Origin of the sequence: Pseudomonas sp. W15Feb9B, from assembly GCF_000828175.1 — a bacterium.
GTDB classification, from domain to species: domain Bacteria; phylum Pseudomonadota; class Gammaproteobacteria; order Pseudomonadales; family Pseudomonadaceae; genus Aquipseudomonas; species Aquipseudomonas parakoreensis.
Window position 1 is genome coordinate 59,464 of the sequence record NZ_JTKF01000011.1, and the last position, 17,297, is coordinate 76,760.

Sequence of the window (17,297 nt, forward strand, 5' to 3'; positions counted from 1 at the left end):
GTTCTCGCGCAGCCCACGCGATTGGGCTGTAGGCTTCTCATACCCAGTAAGTGCAGTCATTTCGTCTTTCGTTAGAAACATAATGTTCCGCTCGTCCGATGATGCATTCGTGCCGCACCTGCCCCAAACTCATGTTCAAAGAGTTAATCATCGCCATCGACCATGAACTGATCGCGTTACAGGCGTGCACAATTCACTGTGCGACAATCACACGCTGACAGGGCGTGTCTGGTCGAGGCCTTGATTTCGGACTTTGCTTACAATGCAGGCGACTTTGAGCTGCTCGAAAGCCCTGGATAGAAGATGGGCATCCAGATGTAGACTGAAAAGTTACCAGTTTTGACATCTGGGCGATCGGTCATTTATAGGGTTCAGTTGATCAGTGGTAGCAAAAGAGTCAGCGCAGCGGATGATGCTATCTGAGCGGTTGTCTGATACCCGGAAACCAAATCATTGACCTTGCCCAAAACGTTAAAAAAGTCAGCAATAAATGCTTTCCCAGTTTCCGACTCGGATTTTATATTCTCTCCATGCCTGAGCATTGCGCCGACCGCGCCATCAACCGCCGCCTCTAGGGCTTCAGGCCCATCGACTAAGAAACCAAGAATCGCGGCTCTGATTGACTCCAAGTGTTTGATGAACACTTTTTTCAATGCTGGAGTCATTTCTGACTCAAGGCATTCGGCGAGTAGTTGATCTAGTTTTTGCACGAAGCCGTCGATTTTTCCTGATTTCTCTGGTGACGTAGCTGGATGAAACTGCGACATCGCATATACGCCGAATTCCAGTGCAAGCATTGTATTTTCGTCCAGATAGCTGACGTAACTGCTCCATTGCGCATTCAAATCCATTTGCTTGAGTAACTGTTGCGTGCGTTCTAGTGGAGCAATAAATTTTTGTTTGTCGCCTGGAATAAATTTTTCAGCGAGCTCCTTGCATTGCTGGACCTCGGCATCCAGGTCCATCAGCGCCCTTGCGATATCAACCACGCCCGTGGCGGGAACGCCCAGAGTCAAAGCCCACGCTCTGAGCACTGTCAAGTGTGTAGCTTGCCCTCGTGCTTTATCAAGCCGCTCGTAGATTCGCGCAAACGGATTCTGTAACTCGCCCATGCCCTTTTCCCCCGCGGAATTGGTGACGCTACTAAGGTGGCATAACGAGCCAAAAACCACCCATTCAGACACAAAAAAGGCACTCGCGAGAAACGCTAAGTGCCTTATTTGTAACGCTTATTTGGTGGAGCCGGGGGGATTTGAACCCCCGTCCGCCAGTGCTCCGCTGTCGGTACTACATGCGTAGCCGTGTCTATTAAGTTAACCCTCAGCGACCCGACGGGCAGGGTGCTTTGGGCGAGTTGTGTAAGTTTTAGCCGCTTCGTCCACAACGTACTGCACGGCGATTCTGTTCTATATGACAATCATTTCGGGTTTACAGACATCCCCTGATGATTGCTGGGCCCGAAGGCACCAGGAGTGCATGTCAGCTGCAATTAAGCAGCGAGAGCAGCACCGTATTGGTCGTCATTGGCAACTATAAGAAGTTGCAACAGTGGATTTACGACTTCTGTTACCAAGTCGGCATGCACCTAAAGTTTCGTCACCGGCGTCGAATCCTAATCGGCCCCGAACTCATTGCCTCGTACATCAGCTGAGGCAACAAGCCTGTGCAGTGTACGCCAAACGGCCGGCAAGGCCAACCCGAAGGTTGGCCGAGGCCTTGAATCAGTTGTTGGTGCCGGTGGATTTACGCAGTTCTGTGATGGTTTGCGAGGTTTCCGCTACGCAGTCATCAATCTTGCCCTGGGCTTTCAGCGCCTGTGCCTTGCTCACACTGGCTTCGGCACGCTGACTGAGTTCCGGGTTCGCTGACAACTGCCCCTTGGCATTGTTGATGGTCTGGATGTTGGCATCGCACAGGTCGGCAGGTTTGTCGGCGGCGAACGAGGTGGAGGCCATCATCGAGGCAGTAACGAACAGACCTAACAGTACAGAACGTTTCATGTGTATCTCCTTGAACTGAGGGATCCAGACTGCGCTGGCCGTCAGGACGGGCAACCGATGGGAGGAAAAGCCCCGTTTTCCGGGGCCTGTTCTGTGGACTACGGTCGCACGCAAGGGTTCTATTTTTCTTCAGCAGGCCTTGGCCCGGGTCACCCGATCCACCAGATAGACCAGTCCGTGATAGTCGATACCGCCGTGTTGCGTCAGGCCGATCTCACAGGTGCGGCTGGTGGAAATCCCCTCGCTGCAATGCTGCACCGCGTCCTTGAGGGTGCGCAGCGAATGGCTGTTCAATTCCGGGGTGGTGAAGCCCTTGTCGCCGGCAAACCCGCAGCAATGAATGCCTTCGGGGATGACCACGTTTTTGCTGCATTTGCGCGCCAGATCGATCAGCGCCTGGCTTTCGCCCAGATGCTGCGTGCTGCAGGTCACATGAACCGCAATCGGTGCCTCTTGCGGGGTGAACTCCAGTCGATCGAGAAGATGCGTACGAATGAAGCGCACCGGGTCGTACAGATCCAGGCGCACATCTCCCACGTGCTGCACCAGGCGCAAGGTGCAGGGGCTGGTGTCGCAATAGATCGGATCGAGCCCGCCACGACTGGCATGGAGGAGGGCGCTAATCAGTTCCTGGCGTTTGTGTTCGGCCTGCTCGGCGTAGCCCTTGGAGGCAAACGGCTGACCGCAGCAGAGGTTGTCCTGATTGTCCGGGATCACCACTTGGTAACCGGCCTTTTCCAGTAGGCCACGGGTTTTGTCGTACAGCGACATCTGCTCCTTGTCACCCGCCGCCGGGCCCATCACCCGCGATACGCAGGCCGCCAGATACACCACGCGCGGGCGTTCGTCGGAGACGCTCGGGCTGAAGCGAATGGCTTTTTCCGGTTGCGGCATCGCGTTGGTCCACAGCGGCACCTGGCCCTTGGACAAGCGCGTCAGGGTTGCCGACAGCTTCGCCAGACGCGGTGCGCCCAGCAGCATCCGTGCGCCATTGGCCACGTGCAAAGTGAAACGTGCACCTTGCAGGGTCTTGGCGAAATTTCCTTCGATCCAGTCAGCGGTTTTCTGATGCGTCGCGTGTCGGCCGCGAAGCTTTTTCACCAGTTCGCCGGTATTGATGCCCACAGGGCAACGCTGAGCGCACAATCCGGTCGCGGCGCAGGTCTCGATGCCTTGGTACTCGTAGGCCTTTTCCAGCTCGGTGGTGTCAACGCCGGCGCGTTTTTTCGCCTGAATGTCACGCCAGATCACGATGCGCTGGCGCGGGCTGAGGGTCAGGCCTTTCGACGGGCAGACCGGTTCGCAGAAGCCGCATTCGATGCATTTATCGACAATCTCGTCAGCTGCCGGCAGCGGTTTCAGGTGCTTGAGGTGGATCTGCGGATCTTCGCTGAGCACCACGTCCGGGTTGAGGATGCCGTTAGGGTCGAGCAGGCGTTTGAGCTGCCACATCAACTGATACGCATCGCTGCCCCATTCCAGCTCAACGAACGGCGCCATGTTGCGCCCGGTGCCGTGTTCAGCCTTCAGCGAACCGCCGAACTCCACCGCCACCAGTTGCGCGACGTCGTCCATGAACGCTTGATAGCGTGCGACTTCTTCCGGACTGTTGAAGCCTTGGGTGAAGACGAAGTGCAGATTGCCCTCCAGCGCGTGTCCGAAAAGGATCGCTTCGTCGTAGGCATGTTTGTCGAACAGCTCGATCAGGCGGTTGACGCCGATCGCCAGTTGCTCGACCGGGAAGGTCACGTCTTCGATGATCACCGTGGTGCCGGTTTTACGCACGGCACCGACGGCGGGAAAGGTGTCCTTGCGGATGGCCCAGAGCTTGGCGTTCTCGGCCGGGTCTTCGGTGAAGTCGACCTGCTTTTCCACTGGGAAACGGGTCAGCGAAGCCATGATCTGCGCCAGTTGTTCCTGCAGCAACGTGGAAGAGGCGGCGCGGGATTCGATCAGCAGCGCGCAGGCATTGTTCGACAGGTGTTGTACGAAATCCGGCATGCCCGGTTTGTCCTGCACCGAACGCAGACTGCGTCGGTCCAGCAGTTCCACCGCTGACACCGGTTGGTTTTTCAGCACCGTGACCGCGTTGCAGCAGGTTTCCACATCCGGGAACACGATCAGCGCCGAGGCCTTGTTCGGGTGATCGATCACCGTGTCGTAGGTCACCGCACTGATGAAGCCGAGCGTGCCTTCGGAGCCGACCAGCAGGTGGCTCAAGATATCCACAGGCTCGTCGAAATCCACCAGGGCGTTGAGCGACAGGCCGGTGGTATTTTTCAGACGGTATTTGTGGCGGATTCTCGCCGCCAGTTCGGCATTGGCGCGGGTCTCGCGGCCCAACGTCGCCAGGCGCTCCAGCAGTTCGCCGTGGCTTTCGCGAAACGCGGCGACACTGGCTGCGTCTTCGGTGTCGAGCCGGCTGCCGTCGGCCAGTACCAGACGAATTCCGGCGAGTGTGTGATAGGTGTTTTGCGCGGTGCCGCAGCACATGCCGCTGGCGTTGTTGGCGACGATGCCGCCGATTTTGCAGGCGTTGATCGATGCCGGATCCGGGCCGATCTTGCGCCCGAACGGTGCCAGCCACGCGTTCGCTTGTGCGCCGATCACGCCAGGCTGCAGGCGGATTTGCAGGCCCTGATCGCGAATTTCGCGAGCGTTCCAGTTATCCCCCAGCACAATCAGCACCGAATCGCTGATCGCCTGCCCGGACAAACTGGTGCCGGCGGCGCGGAAGGTCACCGGGACTTGATCGCGCTGGGCCAGTTTCAGCAGCGCTACCACTTCATCTTCGGACTCGACGCGGATCACCAGTTTGGGAATCAGCCGATAAAAACTGGCGTCGGTGCCGAAGGCCAAGGTCGACAGCGGATCGTCGAAGCGGCGCTCCGCTGGAATCAGTTGCTGCGCATCACGCAGGAAATTCACCGGAAGCGTCATTGGTCCTCCAGGATCAGTACCACCAGGTCTTTCGGGCCGTGGGCGCCGTAGGCCAACACTTGTTCGATGTCGGCGGTTTTCGACGGGCCGGACACCAGCAGCGCGTTGGTCGGCATGCCTTGGGCCCACTCGAATTCCTGTTGCACCTGATAGAAGTTGTCGCGGATTTCGCTGGCCTTGAGCAGGGCGAAATGCACCGGCGGCACCAGGCTCATCAGTCGCGGCTCTTCACGGGTTGGCCAGAGGATCAGGCTGCCGGTGGCGGCGATGGCGCCGAGGGTGCCGGTCAGGCTGGCCGGGGTGTCGTTGAACAGCTCGGCTTTCCACTCTTCCATCGGGCGGTTGTAGGACTTCAGCGTCGGCAGATCAGGATTGTTCGCCCAGTGTTGTGAGATGCGCTGCCCGTGAGGCGTCGTCGGTGCGATCAGCAGGCTTGGCAGTTGACGGTCACGCAGCAATTGCGCGAGCAGCGCCGGCCAGTCTGCGCCGGTAGTCAGATGGATTTCGGTGTGTACCGCTTCCATCAGTTTGCGCAGTTGCGGGATGCGTTGCTCGGCGCTGTAGGTATAAGGCTGGGTCACCAGATCGACGTCGAAGTCGTCGGCAATCGGTGTGGCGCCGGTCAGACTTTTCTGTAGCTTGGCGAGGATATTTTGCTTGGCGCTCATCAGCGGTCTCCCTGTTTGGCCAGATGTTCGCGGGCCATGTCGTGCAGTGAGCGGGCGGCGGGTTTCGGTGCGCTGTGGTTTTGCGTCCATGGCCCGACATTGCTCGGGGTCAGGGCGCGCAGGCGCGTGGCGAAGAACCCAAACAACCGATACAGCGTCGGCGAGCTGTTGAGTTTCGCCCAGGCGTTCCAGATGAAGCGTTCCTTGCGCGAATACTTGCTGCCCTGGCCGCGCATCACTTGATGCGGACTGTCCGGGGCTTTGACGTTTTCTTCGCGCAATCGGCGCAGAATTGCCGGGATCGGAATTTTCACCGGGCACACTTCACCGCAGGCACCGCACAACGACGAAGCGCTCGGGTGATCCGGGACTTTCGCCAGACCGACCATGTGCGGGGTGATGATTTTGCCGATCGGTCCCGGGTACACCTCGCCGTAGGTGTGGCCTCCGACGCGGGTGTAAACCGGGCAATGGTTCATGCAGGCACCGCAGCGGATGCAGTTGAGGGTCTGGCGCAGTTCGCTGTCGGCAAAGGCCTGGCTGCGACCGTTATCGAGCAGCACCAGATGCACTTCTTGCGGGCCGTCGAGTTCATGTTCCTTGCGCGGACCGGAGATCATGTTGACGTAAGTGGTGATCGGAATGCCCAACGCCGAGCGGGTCAGCAGCGACAACAGCGGCACCACGTCGCGCAGGTTTTCCACGACCTTTTCGATGCCGGTGACGGCGATGTGCACCGGCGGCACGGTGGTGGTCATGCGCCCGTTGCCTTCGTTTTCCACCAGCAGCAGAGTGCCGGTTTCGGCCACGGCGAAGTTGACGCCGGAAACGCCGATGTCCGCTTCGAAGAATTTCTGCCGCAGGACTCTGCGACCGATCTGAATGAGTTGGTCAACGTCCTTGGTGTACTCCACGCCAAGTTTGTCGTGGAACAAGGACGCGACCTGACCGGCATTCTTGTGGATCGCCGGCATAATGATGTGTGAAGGCTTCTCGTGGTCGAGTTGGACGATGTATTCCCCCATGTCGGACTCCAGGCATTCAACACCTTGAGCCTCGAGGAAATGGTTCATCTCCATCTCTTCGCTGACCATCGATTTGCCCTTGATCACTTGCCGCGCCTCGTGAGCGCGGATGATCGAAAGGACGATGCCATTGGCCTCGTCCACCGTTTCCGCCCAGTGCACTGTCACACCGTTGCGGGTCAGGTTCTGTTCCAGTTGCTCGAGCAGGTCGGGCAACTTGGAGAGCGCACGCGCCCTGATCGAGTTGCCCAGGGCACGCAAGTGTTCTCTTTCATGGGCATCGCTGAACGCCGCGGCCCGCTTGGTCATCAGTGAATCCATGGCAGTACGGAAGTTGTTCCGTAACTGCTGATCACCCAAGGCGTTATGCGCCCGGGTGCGGAAGTCTTCTTCTACGGCAACCGTAGGAATAATCGTCGAGGTGCTCATTGCGCACCTCCGGTCCGTTGCCAAAGAAAGCTGGCGAGATGTTGCCCGCGCAGCGCTTCTTTTTGTTTCTCCAATGCGCCGTTGATGTTCATCAAACAGCCACAGTCGGCGCTCAAGACCTGATGCGCGCCGGATTCCTTCAACGCCCGGGTCTTGTCCGCCACCATCGCGCCGGAAATGTCTGGCATACGGACGCTGAATGTCCCACCAAAGCCACAGCATTCGCTTTCGTGATCGTGGTTGACCCGTTCCACGTTGCTCAACTGCGCCAACAGCTCGCGGCCGTGCAGGTGGGTATTCATTTCGCGACGTGCCGAACACGAAGTGTGCAGCGCCACTTTGACCGGTTCGCCGCTGTCCTTGAGCTGCACCTTGCAGACGAACAGCAGGAACTCGGCCAGTTCATAGGTGCGGGCCGCGAGGGCCTGTACCTGTTTCAGCGTTGCCGGCTCGTCCTTGAACAAGTCGGCGTAATGCTCGCGCAGCATGCCTGCGCAGGAACCCGACGGCACCACCACCGGATAATCCCCGGCAAACAGCGCCAGTTGCGCGCGCGCGACCGTCCGCGCCTGCTCGGTGTAACCCGAGGTGTAGGCCGGTTGCCCGCAGCAGCTCTGCCCTTGCGGGTACTCCACACGGATGCCTTCGCGCTCCAGCAAGTGGATCGCGTCCATCCCGGCTTCGGGGTAGAACAGGTCTACCACGCAGGTGCCGAACAGGTAGACCCGCGACGGTTTTTCGCTGGGGTACTGCCGAGGTTCGGGCAGTGGCGGTGCGACGCGCGTGGCGTTGGGCACAGCGTTGTAAAAAAGCTCGCTCATCAGGCGTGTCTCCGGGTGGGCCCGGTTATCCGTCTGTGGCGGCTGCTGAATATAAAGCGCCTTGCTTTCAGCAGCCTTACAGACCGGGTGGTGAATTGCTGACGCCGGAATCACGAACCGGCGTCGGTTATTTCCGTTTTGTTTATAGGATTAGTGCACCAGCATGCCGGTGAACCAGTAGGCCTGGGCCAGAGTGATCAGGCCGACAATCGTGGCAAAGAATAGGCTGTGCTTGAGGGTAAAGCGGAACAGATCCGATTCCTTGCCCACCAGCCCGGTCGCAGCGCAGGCGACGGCAATCGATTGTGGCGAGATCATCTTGCCGGTCACGCCGCCGCTGGTGTTGGCCGCCACCAGCAATGTGTCGTTGACGCCGATCTGGTGTGCGGTGGTCGCCTGCAGCGAACTGAACAGGGCGTTGGACGAGGTATCCGAGCCGGTGAGGAACACGCCCAGCCAGCCGAGGAACGGCGAGAAGAACGGGAAGGCTGCGCCGGTCGCGGCCAGGACCAGCGCCATGGTCGAAGACATGCCCGAGTAGTTGGTGACGAAGGCGAACGCCAGGACCATGCCGATCGACAGAATCGGCCAGCGCAGTTCGTAGAAGGTCTCTTTCAAAGTGGTCAGACCAGTTTTGAAGTTGATCTTCAGTACCAGCATCGAGATCAGCGCCGAGAAGAAAATCGCCGTGCCGGTCGCCGAGATCGGGTCAAGTTTGAATACGGCCGGAATCGCGGTCGGGGTAGCGACGATCGGAGCCGTCTTGATCACCAGTTGATCCAGGTGCGGGATGGCAAAGTTGAACACCCAGGCATACATCGAACCGCCGGCGGCGAACATGGCTTTGAAGGGTTTCAGCGTCCAGATGGTTACCAGCACGGTGAGGATCAGGAACGGCGACCAGGCAATGAAAATTTCCCAGAGGCTGTAAGGCGACGCCACGGTGCTGCGTTTCTGGCCGAAACCGCCGGCGCTGGCGGTTACCACCGAGGCTGACACGGCGCCGGCGATGTGCTGACCGGCGGCGCGTTTTGGCTGCCAGACTTTGAGGAACAGGGTCAGGGAAATCAGGCTGGCCAGGGCCGAGGTGATGTCCGGCAGCTCCGGGCCGATGAAGTTCGAAGTGAAGTACTGGGTCACGGCGAAGCTCAGGCCTGCAACCAGCGCTGCCGGCCAGGTTTCACGCACGCCACGCAGGCCGTCCATCATGAACACCAGCCAGAACGGCACGAACAGCGACAGCAGCGGTAGCTGGCGGCCGGTCATGGCGCCGATCTTGAACGCGTCGATGCCAGTGACCTGGCCGGCCACGATGATCGGAATCCCCAGTGCGCCGAAGGCAACCGGCGCGGTGTTGGCAATCAGGCACAGGCCGGCGGCGTACAGCGGGTTGAAGCCGAGACCGACCAGCAGCGCGGCGGTAATCGCCACTGGCGCGCCGAAGCCGGCGGCACCTTCAAGAAATGCACCGAAGCAGAAACCGATCAGCAACACCTGCAGGCGCTGGTCGTCGGTGATCGACAGTACCGAACTGCGAATGACCTCGAACTGACCACTCTTGACCGTCAGTTTGTAGAGGAACACCGCCGCGACGATGATCCAGGCAATCGGCCACAGACCATAGGCAAAGCCGTATCCGGCAGCGGCGAAAGCCATGTCGACCGGCATGTGGAAGGCGAAAATCGCCACGGCAATCGACAGGGCGAGCGTGATGCTGCCGGCCACATGACCCTTGAGGCGGAACACCGCCAGAGCCAGGAAGAAGAAAACGATGGGGATGACGGCCGCGAGTGCGGAGACGCCGAGACTGCCGAGCGGGGTATAGAGCTGTTGCCAGGTTTGCATATGGGGTGGCCCCTAATTGTTGTTGGTCAGGCACTGTCAGCGTTCTTGGTTAATTGGTAATACCAATTTACAATCGCTGTTGGCTAGGGTAAAAGCCTTGATATCGGTGTGTCAATTTGTCGCCCTGAAACTTTTGTCGAATAAGCGGTGCAGAAGGCATCTGATCCGGTCGGGCAAATGTGCTCTGACAGGTGTCGGCGGGGCGCCGATAGGCCAGAATAGAGAGCCCGGCGAGCGGTCGGGATCGTGGAGAAATGAGTTATGGGGTTTGATCAGATTCGTCAGCGCCGTTTGTCTGACGATATTGTCGAGCGCCTCGAGGGGATGATCCTCGAGGGCACGCTGAAGTCCGGCGAGCGGCTTCCGGCTGAGCGCACCTTGGCCGAGCAGTTCGGCGTGTCGCGTCCGTCGTTGCGTGAAGCGATCCAGAAACTGGCGGCCAAGGGCTTGCTGGTCAGTCGCCAGGGCGGCGGCAATTACGTGGTGGAAACCCTCGGATCGACCTTCAGCGACCCCCTGCTATTGCTGCTGGAGAGCAACCCCGAAGCACAGCGCGATTTGCTGGAGTTTCGGCATACACTGGAGGCATCGTGTGCCTATTACGCAGCATTGCGCGCCACGGATGTGGATCGTGAGCGCCTGACCGCAGCGTTCAACGAGCTGCAGGATTGCTACACGCGGCATGACGAAGTGAGCCGGGTGGAAGAGGGCGCGGCGGATGCGAAGTTTCATTTGGCGATTGCCGAAGCCAGCCACAACGCGGTGCTGCTGCACACCATTCGCGGGCTTTTCGATTTGCTCAAGCGCAACGTGGTGACCAACATCGGCGGTATGTACAAACAACGCACGGAAACCCGCGACATGCTGATCTCTCAGCACCGGGAGCTGTATCTGGCGATTATCGAAGGGCGTGCGGAGCAGGCGCGGGAGGTTTCCAGTCGGCACATTCTGTATGTGCAGGAAGTGCTGGAAGAGGTGCGGCAGGAAGTTCAGCGCATGGCTCGGGCGGAGCGGCGCAAGGGAATGTGACGGCAGTTTGATTGTGGCGAGGGAGCTTGCTCCCGCTCGCATGTGCAGCAGAAGCCCTCTGCTAAAGCGAGGGCCGCTACGCGCCCCAGCGGGAGCAAGCTCCCTCGCCACAGTATCAGGCAGAAGAAATTATTCTTCCTTGCCCTTGTTGCGCACAGCGCGCTGCAGCTCTCGACCGGCGTCGCGTTCGCGCTCGGTGTCACGCTTGTCGTATTCCTTCTTGCCCTTGCCCAGAGCAATCTCGCACTTGACCATGTGCTTGCTCCAGTAGAAGGACAGGCACACGCAGGCATAGCCTTTCTGTTGCACGGCAGCGGCGAGTTTTTCCAGCTCGCGCTTATTGAGCAGCAGTTTGCGGGTGCGGGTCGGATCGGCGATGACGTGGGTGCTGGCGGTCATCAACGGCGTGATGTGACTGCCGAGAAGCCAAGCTTCGCCGTCCTTGAGCAGCACGTAACTGTCGACCAGTTGCAGCTTGCTTGCCCGCAGACTTTTTACTTCCCAGCCGGCCAGGACCAGACCAGCCTCGAAACGATGTTCGATGAAGTAATCGTGTCGCGCCTTTTTGTTCTGCGCGATGGTCCCTGTTGGGTGTTTCTTCTGTTTAGCCATAGGGGCGGCATTATATGGAGATAAATGATCCTCGGCTACGGTGATGCTGCGTGCTTGAGCAGGTTGAGTGAATCCCGGACAATGCGGCCTCTTTTTCTAACGCTTGGGCGTGATATTCAATGTCGACAGACAAGGTTTCTGTCCACGGCAGTTGGGCTAGCCGCTGGGTTTTCATATTCGCCGCGACCGGTTCGGCCGTGGGACTGGGCAGCATCTGGAAATTCCCCTACATGGTCGGGGTCTACGGCGGCGGCGCCTTCGTGCTGATGTTTCTCGCCTGCATCGCATTGATCGGGATCCCGGTCATGCTGGCTGAAACCCTGATCGGCCGGCGCGCGCGGCAGAGTCCGGCGAACGCTTTGAAGGTGTTGGCGCGGGAGGCCGGGCATTCGGGCAAGTGGTCGTGGGGCGCGTTTGCCGGGATGATCACGGCGCTGCTGATCCTGTCTTTCTATAGTGTGGTCGGCGGCTGGTCGCTGGATTACATCATCGACATGGGGCGCGGCGACTTCCAGGGCGCTACGGCGGAGCAGGTCGGCGCTTATTTTGGCAATGTGATCTCCGATCCCTGGCGTCTGACACTTTGGCACACAGTTTTCATGCTGTTGTCGGCCGTAGTGATCGCCAAAGGCGTGGTTGCCGGGCTGGAGCGCAGCCTGCGGATCATGATGCCGCTGCTGTTCGTGATGGTGTTGGTATTGCTGGGTTACAGCATGACTACCGGGCATTTCATGGAAGGCGTGCATTTCATGTTCGACTTCCATCCGGAAAAAGTCCTCGACGGCTTGCTGCCCGCCATGGGCCACGCGTTCTTTTCCCTGAGTGTGGGCGTCGGCTCGATCATGATCTACGGCGCTTACATGACCAAGGAAGCCTCGTTGTCCGGCACCGTGGTCGGTGTGGCACTGCTCGACACCTTCGTGTCGCTGGTGGCCGGTCTGGCGTTGTTTCCGATTGTGTTTGCTGGCGGCTTGAACCCTAGCGAAGGCCCGGGCCTGATGTTTGTCAGTCTGCCATTTGCCTTCGGTAACGTGGTTTTCGGCCAGTTGATGGGCGTGGTGTTCTTTGTCCTGGTGGCGATTGCCGCCTGGAGCTCGGCGATTTCCTTGCTTGAACCGATGGTGGCCTATCTGGTTGAACGCACGAAAATCAGCCGTGGCTGGGTGACTTTCTGGCTGGCGTTCATCTGCTGGTTCGTCGGTCTGGGTACGGTTTTCTCTTTCAATATCTGGAAGGAAGCCAAATTTTTCGTGAACGAAGGCGGGCTGTTCCATCTCTACCAATGGGGTGCGACGGGCGGTCTGGACTTCTTCGGCGTGATCGACTTCTTCACCTCGCGGATCATGTTGCCGCTCGGTGGCCTGTGCTTCGTGCTGTTTGCCGGTTGGGTGATGGGGCGTGAGGCGGTGCGTGACGAGTTGTCGATTCGTAACCCGGCGCTGTTTGCCCTGTCCTTGTTCTTGATGCGCTACGTGGCGCCTATCGGCATTCTTGTAGTGTTTGCCGCTCAGCTCTGGAAGTAACGCTTACATGACGACACATATTCAACGTTCGGCGTTGCTGCCCTACCCGGCGCAATTCCTTTACGACCTGGTCAACGACGTCGCGCGTTACCCGGAATTCCTGCCGTGGTGCTCGTCCGCCGAAGTGCTGGAAAGCTCGCCTGAACACATGCGCGCCAGCGTTGGCGTGGCCAAGGGCGGTCTCAGTCAGCACTTCGTCACGCGCAATACGCTGGTGCCGGGGCAGTCGATCGAGATGAACCTGGAAGAAGGCCCGTTCAATCAGCTGCATGGTGTCTGGGTCTTCAAGGCATTGAACGAGAAGGCCTGCAAGATCAGTCTTGACCTGTCTTTCGACTACGCCGGCCCGCTGGTGCGCGCAACACTCGGCCCGCTGTTCAATCAGGCGGCGAATACGTTGGTGGATGCGTTCTGCCAGCGTGCCAAGCAGATGCATGGTTGATCCGGTGATCGAGATTGAAGTGGTGTATGCCGCCGTGGATCGTCAGCTTCTGCGCACTTTGAGCGTCCCTGAAGGGACGACAGTGCGTGAGGCGGTGCTCAAGTCAGGTATTGGCGATGAATTTCCGGAGCTGGATCTGAGTGATTGTCCGCTGGGGATCTTCGGCAAGGTGGTAGCTGATCCACAGGGTCGCTTGATTCAGGCGGGGGAGCGCATCGAGATCTACCGGCCGTTGTTGGCGGATCCGAAAGAGGTGCGACGCCTGCGGGCGGCCAAGGCTGCCGAGGCCAAAGCGCGAAATCAGTAGCCTGGCCAGATCGCAGGCAATAAAAAACCCGGAAATTCCGGGTTTTTTATTGCCTCGCACATTACTGCGGCGAGGTGTCCAGCGGTTCAGGCGTCGGAACCGGAACGGTTTCAACACCGTCCACATCCTTCTGGATCGAATCCAGCAAGGAGCCTGGTTTGGCGGGTTGTTCCGGCTTCGGCTTCTCGGCGTTTTCAGCAGGTGCGGTCACGCTGGTGCCACTGTCCTTACCGAGAATGGCCTCGTCACGGCTTACGCCCGGCATGAAGTCACCGGACAGGCTGACAAGCTGGTCGTTGGAGTTGAAATTAACACTCACGCGCTCCTGCTGGCGTTCACCGCCACCAGGTTGCAGGCTGTACAGATAATCCCAGCGATCGGCATGGAACGTGTCGGTCAGCAGAGGGTTGCCCATGATAAACCGTACTTGCCGACGGGTCATTCCCGGGCGTAACTGGTCTATCATGTCCTGCGTGACGACATTGCCCTGCTGGATGTCGATTTTGTAAACCCCGGGGAATGAACAACCGGCGAGTGCGAGCAGTCCCACAAAGGTGAAACTGGTTAGCAAGAGCTTGGTGTTTTGCATCGGTGGGCGACTTCCACTATCTTGGCTGGGACAACGTAAACGCCGATCATACCCGCATTAAGAGAAGCTGCGAAGCAGCATCGCGAGAAAGCTGACCATGGTTGAAAATAGCGAACTACGCAAAGCCGGCCTCAAAGTGACCCTGCCACGGGTCAAGATCCTGCAAATGCTCGACTCTACCGAGCAGCGTCACATGAGTGCCGAAGACGTCTACAAGGCGTTGATGGAAGCGGGCGAGGACGTCGGTCTGGCCACGGTTTACCGTGTTCTGACCCAGTTCGAAGCTGCTGGCCTCGTGGTCCGTCACAACTTCGACGGTGGCCACGCGGTATTCGAACTGGCCGACGGTGGCCACCACGACCATATGGTCAACGTGGAAACCGGTGAAGTCGTCGAATTCGTCAGTCCGGAAATCGAAAAGCTCCAGAAGGCAATTGCCGAGGAGCACGGTGTTGATCTGGTAGATCACAATCTGGTGCTGTACGTACGCAAGAAAAAGTAAGCATGTCGCGCGAATTTCAGGTTCGCGAAACGAACGAAGGCGACCCAAGGGTCGCCTTCGTGCTTTCTGCCGTTCTTAAACTTTTGCCGTGACCACCATTTTTTTCGCGTGAGCCAAGGACTCTTTGGTCAAGTCGATGCCGCCTAGCATCCGCGCCACTTCTTCTATACGGTCGTTCTTGCTCAGTTTGGACACGGCGGTGTGGGTAGCCTGTTCACCGCGAACCTTGTGCACAAATAAATGCTGATGACCCTGCGCCGCCACTTGCGGCAAATGCGTCACGGTCAGCACCTGGCCGCGATCGCCAAGACGCCGCAACAACTGACCGACGATTTCCGCTGTCGGCCCGCCGATGCCCACGTCCACTTCGTCGAATACCAGGGTTGGCACCCGTGAGGTCTGTGCGGTGATCACCTGAATTGCCAGGCTGATCCGCGACAGCTCGCCACCGGAGGCTACTTTGGCCAGCGCTTTGAGCGGCTGGCCAGGGTTGGCGCTGACCAGCAGTTCGACTTGCTCCAGGCCGTTAGGCTGTAGTTCGTCGCTGGTGTTGGCGCGCAGCTCGATGGTGAAGCGTCCGCCCGGCATGCCCAGACGCTGGATCTCTTGCTCCACGGCGCTGGCGAGGCTGCTGGCGGCCTGATGGCGCAAGTCGCTCAGCTCCCGGGCCTTCTCTTGATAATGGCGGGCATAAGAGGCCAGTTCATCACCCAGGCGTTCGATGGATTCGTCGTTGGCATTCAATGTCTCGATTTCATCGAGCAATTTCTGCTGCATCTCGGCGACTTCGGTTGGCTGGATCCGGTGCTTGCGCGCCAAGGTGTAAATCGCGTCGAGGCGTTCTTCCAGATATTGCAGGCGCGCCGGATCGGCATCGAAGTTGTCGAGGAAGCGATTGAGCTCGCCCACGGCTTCTTCGACCTGGATCTGCGCGCTGGTCAGCAAGCTGCTGGCTTCGCCCAGTGCGCCCACCGAGTTGTTCACGCTCGACAGGCGGTTGAGGCTGGCGGTCAGTGCATTCAGTACGTTGCCGGAATCGCTTTCGCTGCACTGCTCGACCACCTGTCGGCAAATGCCAAGCAGGGTTTCGGCGTTGGTCAGGTTCTTGTGTTCCTGCTCTAGCTGTTCCAGCTCGTTTTCGCCGAGGCCGAGGTTCTCCAGTTCTTCGAGCTGGTAGCTGAGCAATTGGTGGCGCGCGCGTTGCTCGTCACCCGAGTTGGAGAGGCGCTCCAGTTCCTGGCGGGTCTGGCGCCAGCGCTGCGCGGCGAGTTGCACCTGACGGGCCAGATCAGTAGCGCCGGCATATTCGTCGAGCAGGCGCCGGTGAGTGTCGGTTTTCAGCAGGGACTGGTGTTCGTGCTGGCTGTGGATATCGATCAGCAGTTCGCCGAGGGCCTTGAGATCACCGAGCGGGCAAGGTGTGCCATTGATATAGCCGCGCGAACGGCCTTCGGCGGTGATCACCCGGCGCAGGATGCACGGGCCGTCGTTTTCGAGGTCGCGCTCGGCCAGCCAGGCATGAGCTTCGGGAATGTCGACCAGGTCGAAAGTGGCCAGAATGTCGGCCTTGTCGGCGCCCGGGCGAACCACGCCGCTGTCGGCGCGGTCGCCAAGGGTCAGGCCCAGGGCGTCGAGCATGATCGACTTGCCGGCGCCGGTTTCCCCTGTGATCACGCTCATCCCGCGATCAAGTTCGAGATCGAGATGTTCAACGATGGCGTAGTTATGTACGGACAGGTGCACCAGCATAAAGGCCGCTCCCAGGCTTTAGGTCTGGTTATTTATACAGTGTTTTGTTTCAGGCTGACAATGCCCTCGCTTAGCTCGATTTGCTTGATCCGATCAAATGCTTAGTCCGAGCGGGAATGACAATGCAGCACTTTTTTGTAGGGTTAATCATTGCAGGCCCTTGAAGCCTGATTTTGCGGCCCCATATATCGGGGCAGAAGCGCGAGTACAGCTCGCGGACGTAATTGAAAGGAGAATTCTATGGCTGACGAACAGACAGTAGATACGCAAAATCCAGAAGCCAATCAGGCGCCCGAAACTTCGGGTGACGACCTGGCGACCCGTGTACAAGTGCTCGAAGAGCAGTTGGCCGCCGCGCAGGATCAGTCGCTGCGCGTAGCTGCCGATCTGCAGAACGTCCGCCGCCGTGCCGAGCAGGATGTCGAGAAGGCGCACAAGTTTGCGCTGGAAAAATTCGCCGGTGACTTGCTGCCGATCGTTGACAGCCTGGAGCGCGGTCTCGAGTTGTCGAGCCCGGACGACGAAAGCATCCGTCCGATGCGCGAAGGCATCGAGCTGACCCTGAAAATGTTCCACGACACCCTCAAGCGTTATCAGCTTGAAGCGATCGATCCGCATGGCGAACCGTTCAACGCCGTTCATCATCAGGCGATGGCCATGCAGGAAAGCGCCGACGTCGAACCGAACAGCGTTCTGAAGGTGTTCCAGAAGGGCTACCAGCTCAACGGTCGCCTGTTGCGTCCGGCCATGGTTGTGGTCAGCAAGGCGCCGGCGCCAATTTCGCCTTCGATTGACGAGAAGGCTTGAAATTAGCCG

At 59.0% G+C, this 17,297-nt stretch carries 16 protein-coding genes and 1 other RNA gene; 6 read left to right on the forward strand and 11 right to left on the reverse strand.

From position 1 onward, the window contains the following. Nucleotides 1-371: 371 nt before the first annotated feature. From OC71_RS07765 to OC71_RS07800, 8 genes are all read right to left on the reverse strand, one after another. Nucleotides 372-1,112, reverse strand: coding sequence for a hypothetical protein (locus tag OC71_RS07765; RefSeq protein WP_041066736.1), 741 nt, complete (start codon nt 1,110-1,112; stop codon nt 372-374). 122 nt (nt 1,113-1,234) lie between these two features. Beyond that, nucleotides 1,235-1,624: a transfer-messenger RNA gene (gene ssrA, locus OC71_RS26840) on the reverse strand. A gap of 97 nt (nt 1,625-1,721) precedes the next feature. After that, nucleotides 1,722-2,000, reverse strand: a complete 279-nt coding sequence (locus OC71_RS07775) for a hypothetical protein (RefSeq protein ID WP_041066743.1) — start codon at nt 1,998-2,000, stop codon at nt 1,722-1,724. A gap of 129 nt (nt 2,001-2,129) precedes the next feature. After that, entirely contained in the window at nt 2,130-4,940 is a 2,811-nt protein-coding gene (locus OC71_RS07780) for an FAD-binding and (Fe-S)-binding domain-containing protein (RefSeq protein ID WP_041066746.1), read from the reverse strand. Next, on the reverse strand, nt 4,937-5,608 hold the full coding sequence (locus tag OC71_RS07785; RefSeq protein ID WP_041066749.1) for a lactate utilization protein: 672 nt from the start codon (nt 5,606-5,608) through the stop codon (nt 4,937-4,939). The genes OC71_RS07780 and OC71_RS07785 overlap by 4 nt, the downstream gene beginning before the upstream one ends. Further along, complete coding sequence (locus OC71_RS07790) at nt 5,608-7,062, reverse strand: LutB/LldF family L-lactate oxidation iron-sulfur protein (RefSeq protein ID WP_041066752.1); 1,455 nt, start codon at nt 7,060-7,062, stop codon at nt 5,608-5,610. Before OC71_RS07790 ends, OC71_RS07785 begins: the two co-directional genes overlap by 1 nt. Next, the gene (locus OC71_RS07795) at nt 7,059-7,883 is read right to left on the reverse strand and encodes a (Fe-S)-binding protein (protein ID WP_041066755.1); all 825 of its coding nucleotides are present in this window, start codon (nt 7,881-7,883) and stop codon (nt 7,059-7,061) included. Before OC71_RS07795 ends, OC71_RS07790 begins: the two co-directional genes overlap by 4 nt. Before the next feature lie 150 nt (nt 7,884-8,033). Then, nucleotides 8,034-9,728 carry a lactate permease LctP family transporter gene (locus OC71_RS07800; protein ID WP_027610771.1) on the reverse strand — a complete coding sequence of 565 codons (1,695 nt, stop codon included), beginning with the start codon at nt 9,726-9,728 and terminating at the stop codon, nt 8,034-8,036. Nucleotides 9,729-9,989: 261 nt separating this feature from the next. On the opposite strand from OC71_RS07800, the gene OC71_RS07805 reads away from it, so the two are divergent. Continuing rightward, nucleotides 9,990-10,757 (forward strand): FCD domain-containing protein, encoded by a 768-nt coding sequence (locus OC71_RS07805; protein WP_041066759.1) that lies wholly within the window; start codon nt 9,990-9,992, stop codon nt 10,755-10,757. 129 nt (nt 10,758-10,886) lie between these two features. Here the strand turns inward: OC71_RS07805 and smpB are convergent, their stop codons facing one another. Then, nucleotides 10,887-11,369: an SsrA-binding protein SmpB gene (gene smpB / locus OC71_RS07810; protein ID WP_003221505.1), complete on the reverse strand. Its 483-nt coding sequence runs from the start codon at nt 11,367-11,369 to the stop codon at nt 10,887-10,889. A gap of 119 nt (nt 11,370-11,488) precedes the next feature. On the opposite strand from smpB, the gene OC71_RS07815 reads away from it, so the two are divergent. Genes OC71_RS07815 through OC71_RS07825 form a run of 3 tightly spaced genes read left to right on the forward strand, consistent with a single transcriptional unit; the run spans nt 11,489 to nt 13,641 of the window. Then, the gene (locus tag OC71_RS07815) at nt 11,489-12,892 is read left to right on the forward strand and encodes a sodium-dependent transporter (RefSeq protein WP_041066764.1); all 1,404 of its coding nucleotides are present in this window, start codon (nt 11,489-11,491) and stop codon (nt 12,890-12,892) included. A 7-nt stretch (nt 12,893-12,899) separates the two neighbouring features. Continuing rightward, on the forward strand, nt 12,900-13,334 hold the full coding sequence (locus OC71_RS07820; protein ID WP_003221509.1) for a type II toxin-antitoxin system RatA family toxin: 435 nt from the start codon (nt 12,900-12,902) through the stop codon (nt 13,332-13,334). Next, nucleotides 13,327-13,641, forward strand: coding sequence for an RnfH family protein (locus OC71_RS07825; protein WP_041066768.1), 315 nt, complete (start codon nt 13,327-13,329; stop codon nt 13,639-13,641). The genes OC71_RS07820 and OC71_RS07825 overlap by 8 nt, the downstream gene beginning before the upstream one ends. A gap of 61 nt (nt 13,642-13,702) precedes the next feature. Here OC71_RS07825 and OC71_RS07830 read toward each other — a convergent pair whose 3' ends face one another. Further along, nucleotides 13,703-14,230, reverse strand: a complete 528-nt coding sequence (locus OC71_RS07830; RefSeq protein WP_027610774.1) for an outer membrane protein assembly factor BamE — start codon at nt 14,228-14,230, stop codon at nt 13,703-13,705. A gap of 97 nt (nt 14,231-14,327) precedes the next feature. Here OC71_RS07830 and fur point away from each other — a divergent pair, with 97 nt between their 5' ends. After that, nucleotides 14,328-14,732, forward strand: a complete 405-nt coding sequence (fur, locus tag OC71_RS07835; RefSeq protein ID WP_003221515.1) for a ferric iron uptake transcriptional regulator — start codon at nt 14,328-14,330, stop codon at nt 14,730-14,732. Nucleotides 14,733-14,807: 75 nt separating this feature from the next. On the opposite strand, the gene recN is transcribed toward fur, so the two are convergent. Continuing rightward, nucleotides 14,808-16,481: a DNA repair protein RecN gene (gene recN / locus OC71_RS07840; protein WP_041066773.1), complete on the reverse strand. Its 1,674-nt coding sequence runs from the start codon at nt 16,479-16,481 to the stop codon at nt 14,808-14,810. 240 nt (nt 16,482-16,721) lie between these two features. On the opposite strand from recN, the gene grpE reads away from it, so the two are divergent. Next, on the forward strand, nt 16,722-17,288 hold the full coding sequence (gene grpE / locus OC71_RS07845; RefSeq protein WP_007961425.1) for a nucleotide exchange factor GrpE: 567 nt from the start codon (nt 16,722-16,724) through the stop codon (nt 17,286-17,288). Nucleotides 17,289-17,297: the final 9 nt, after the last annotated feature.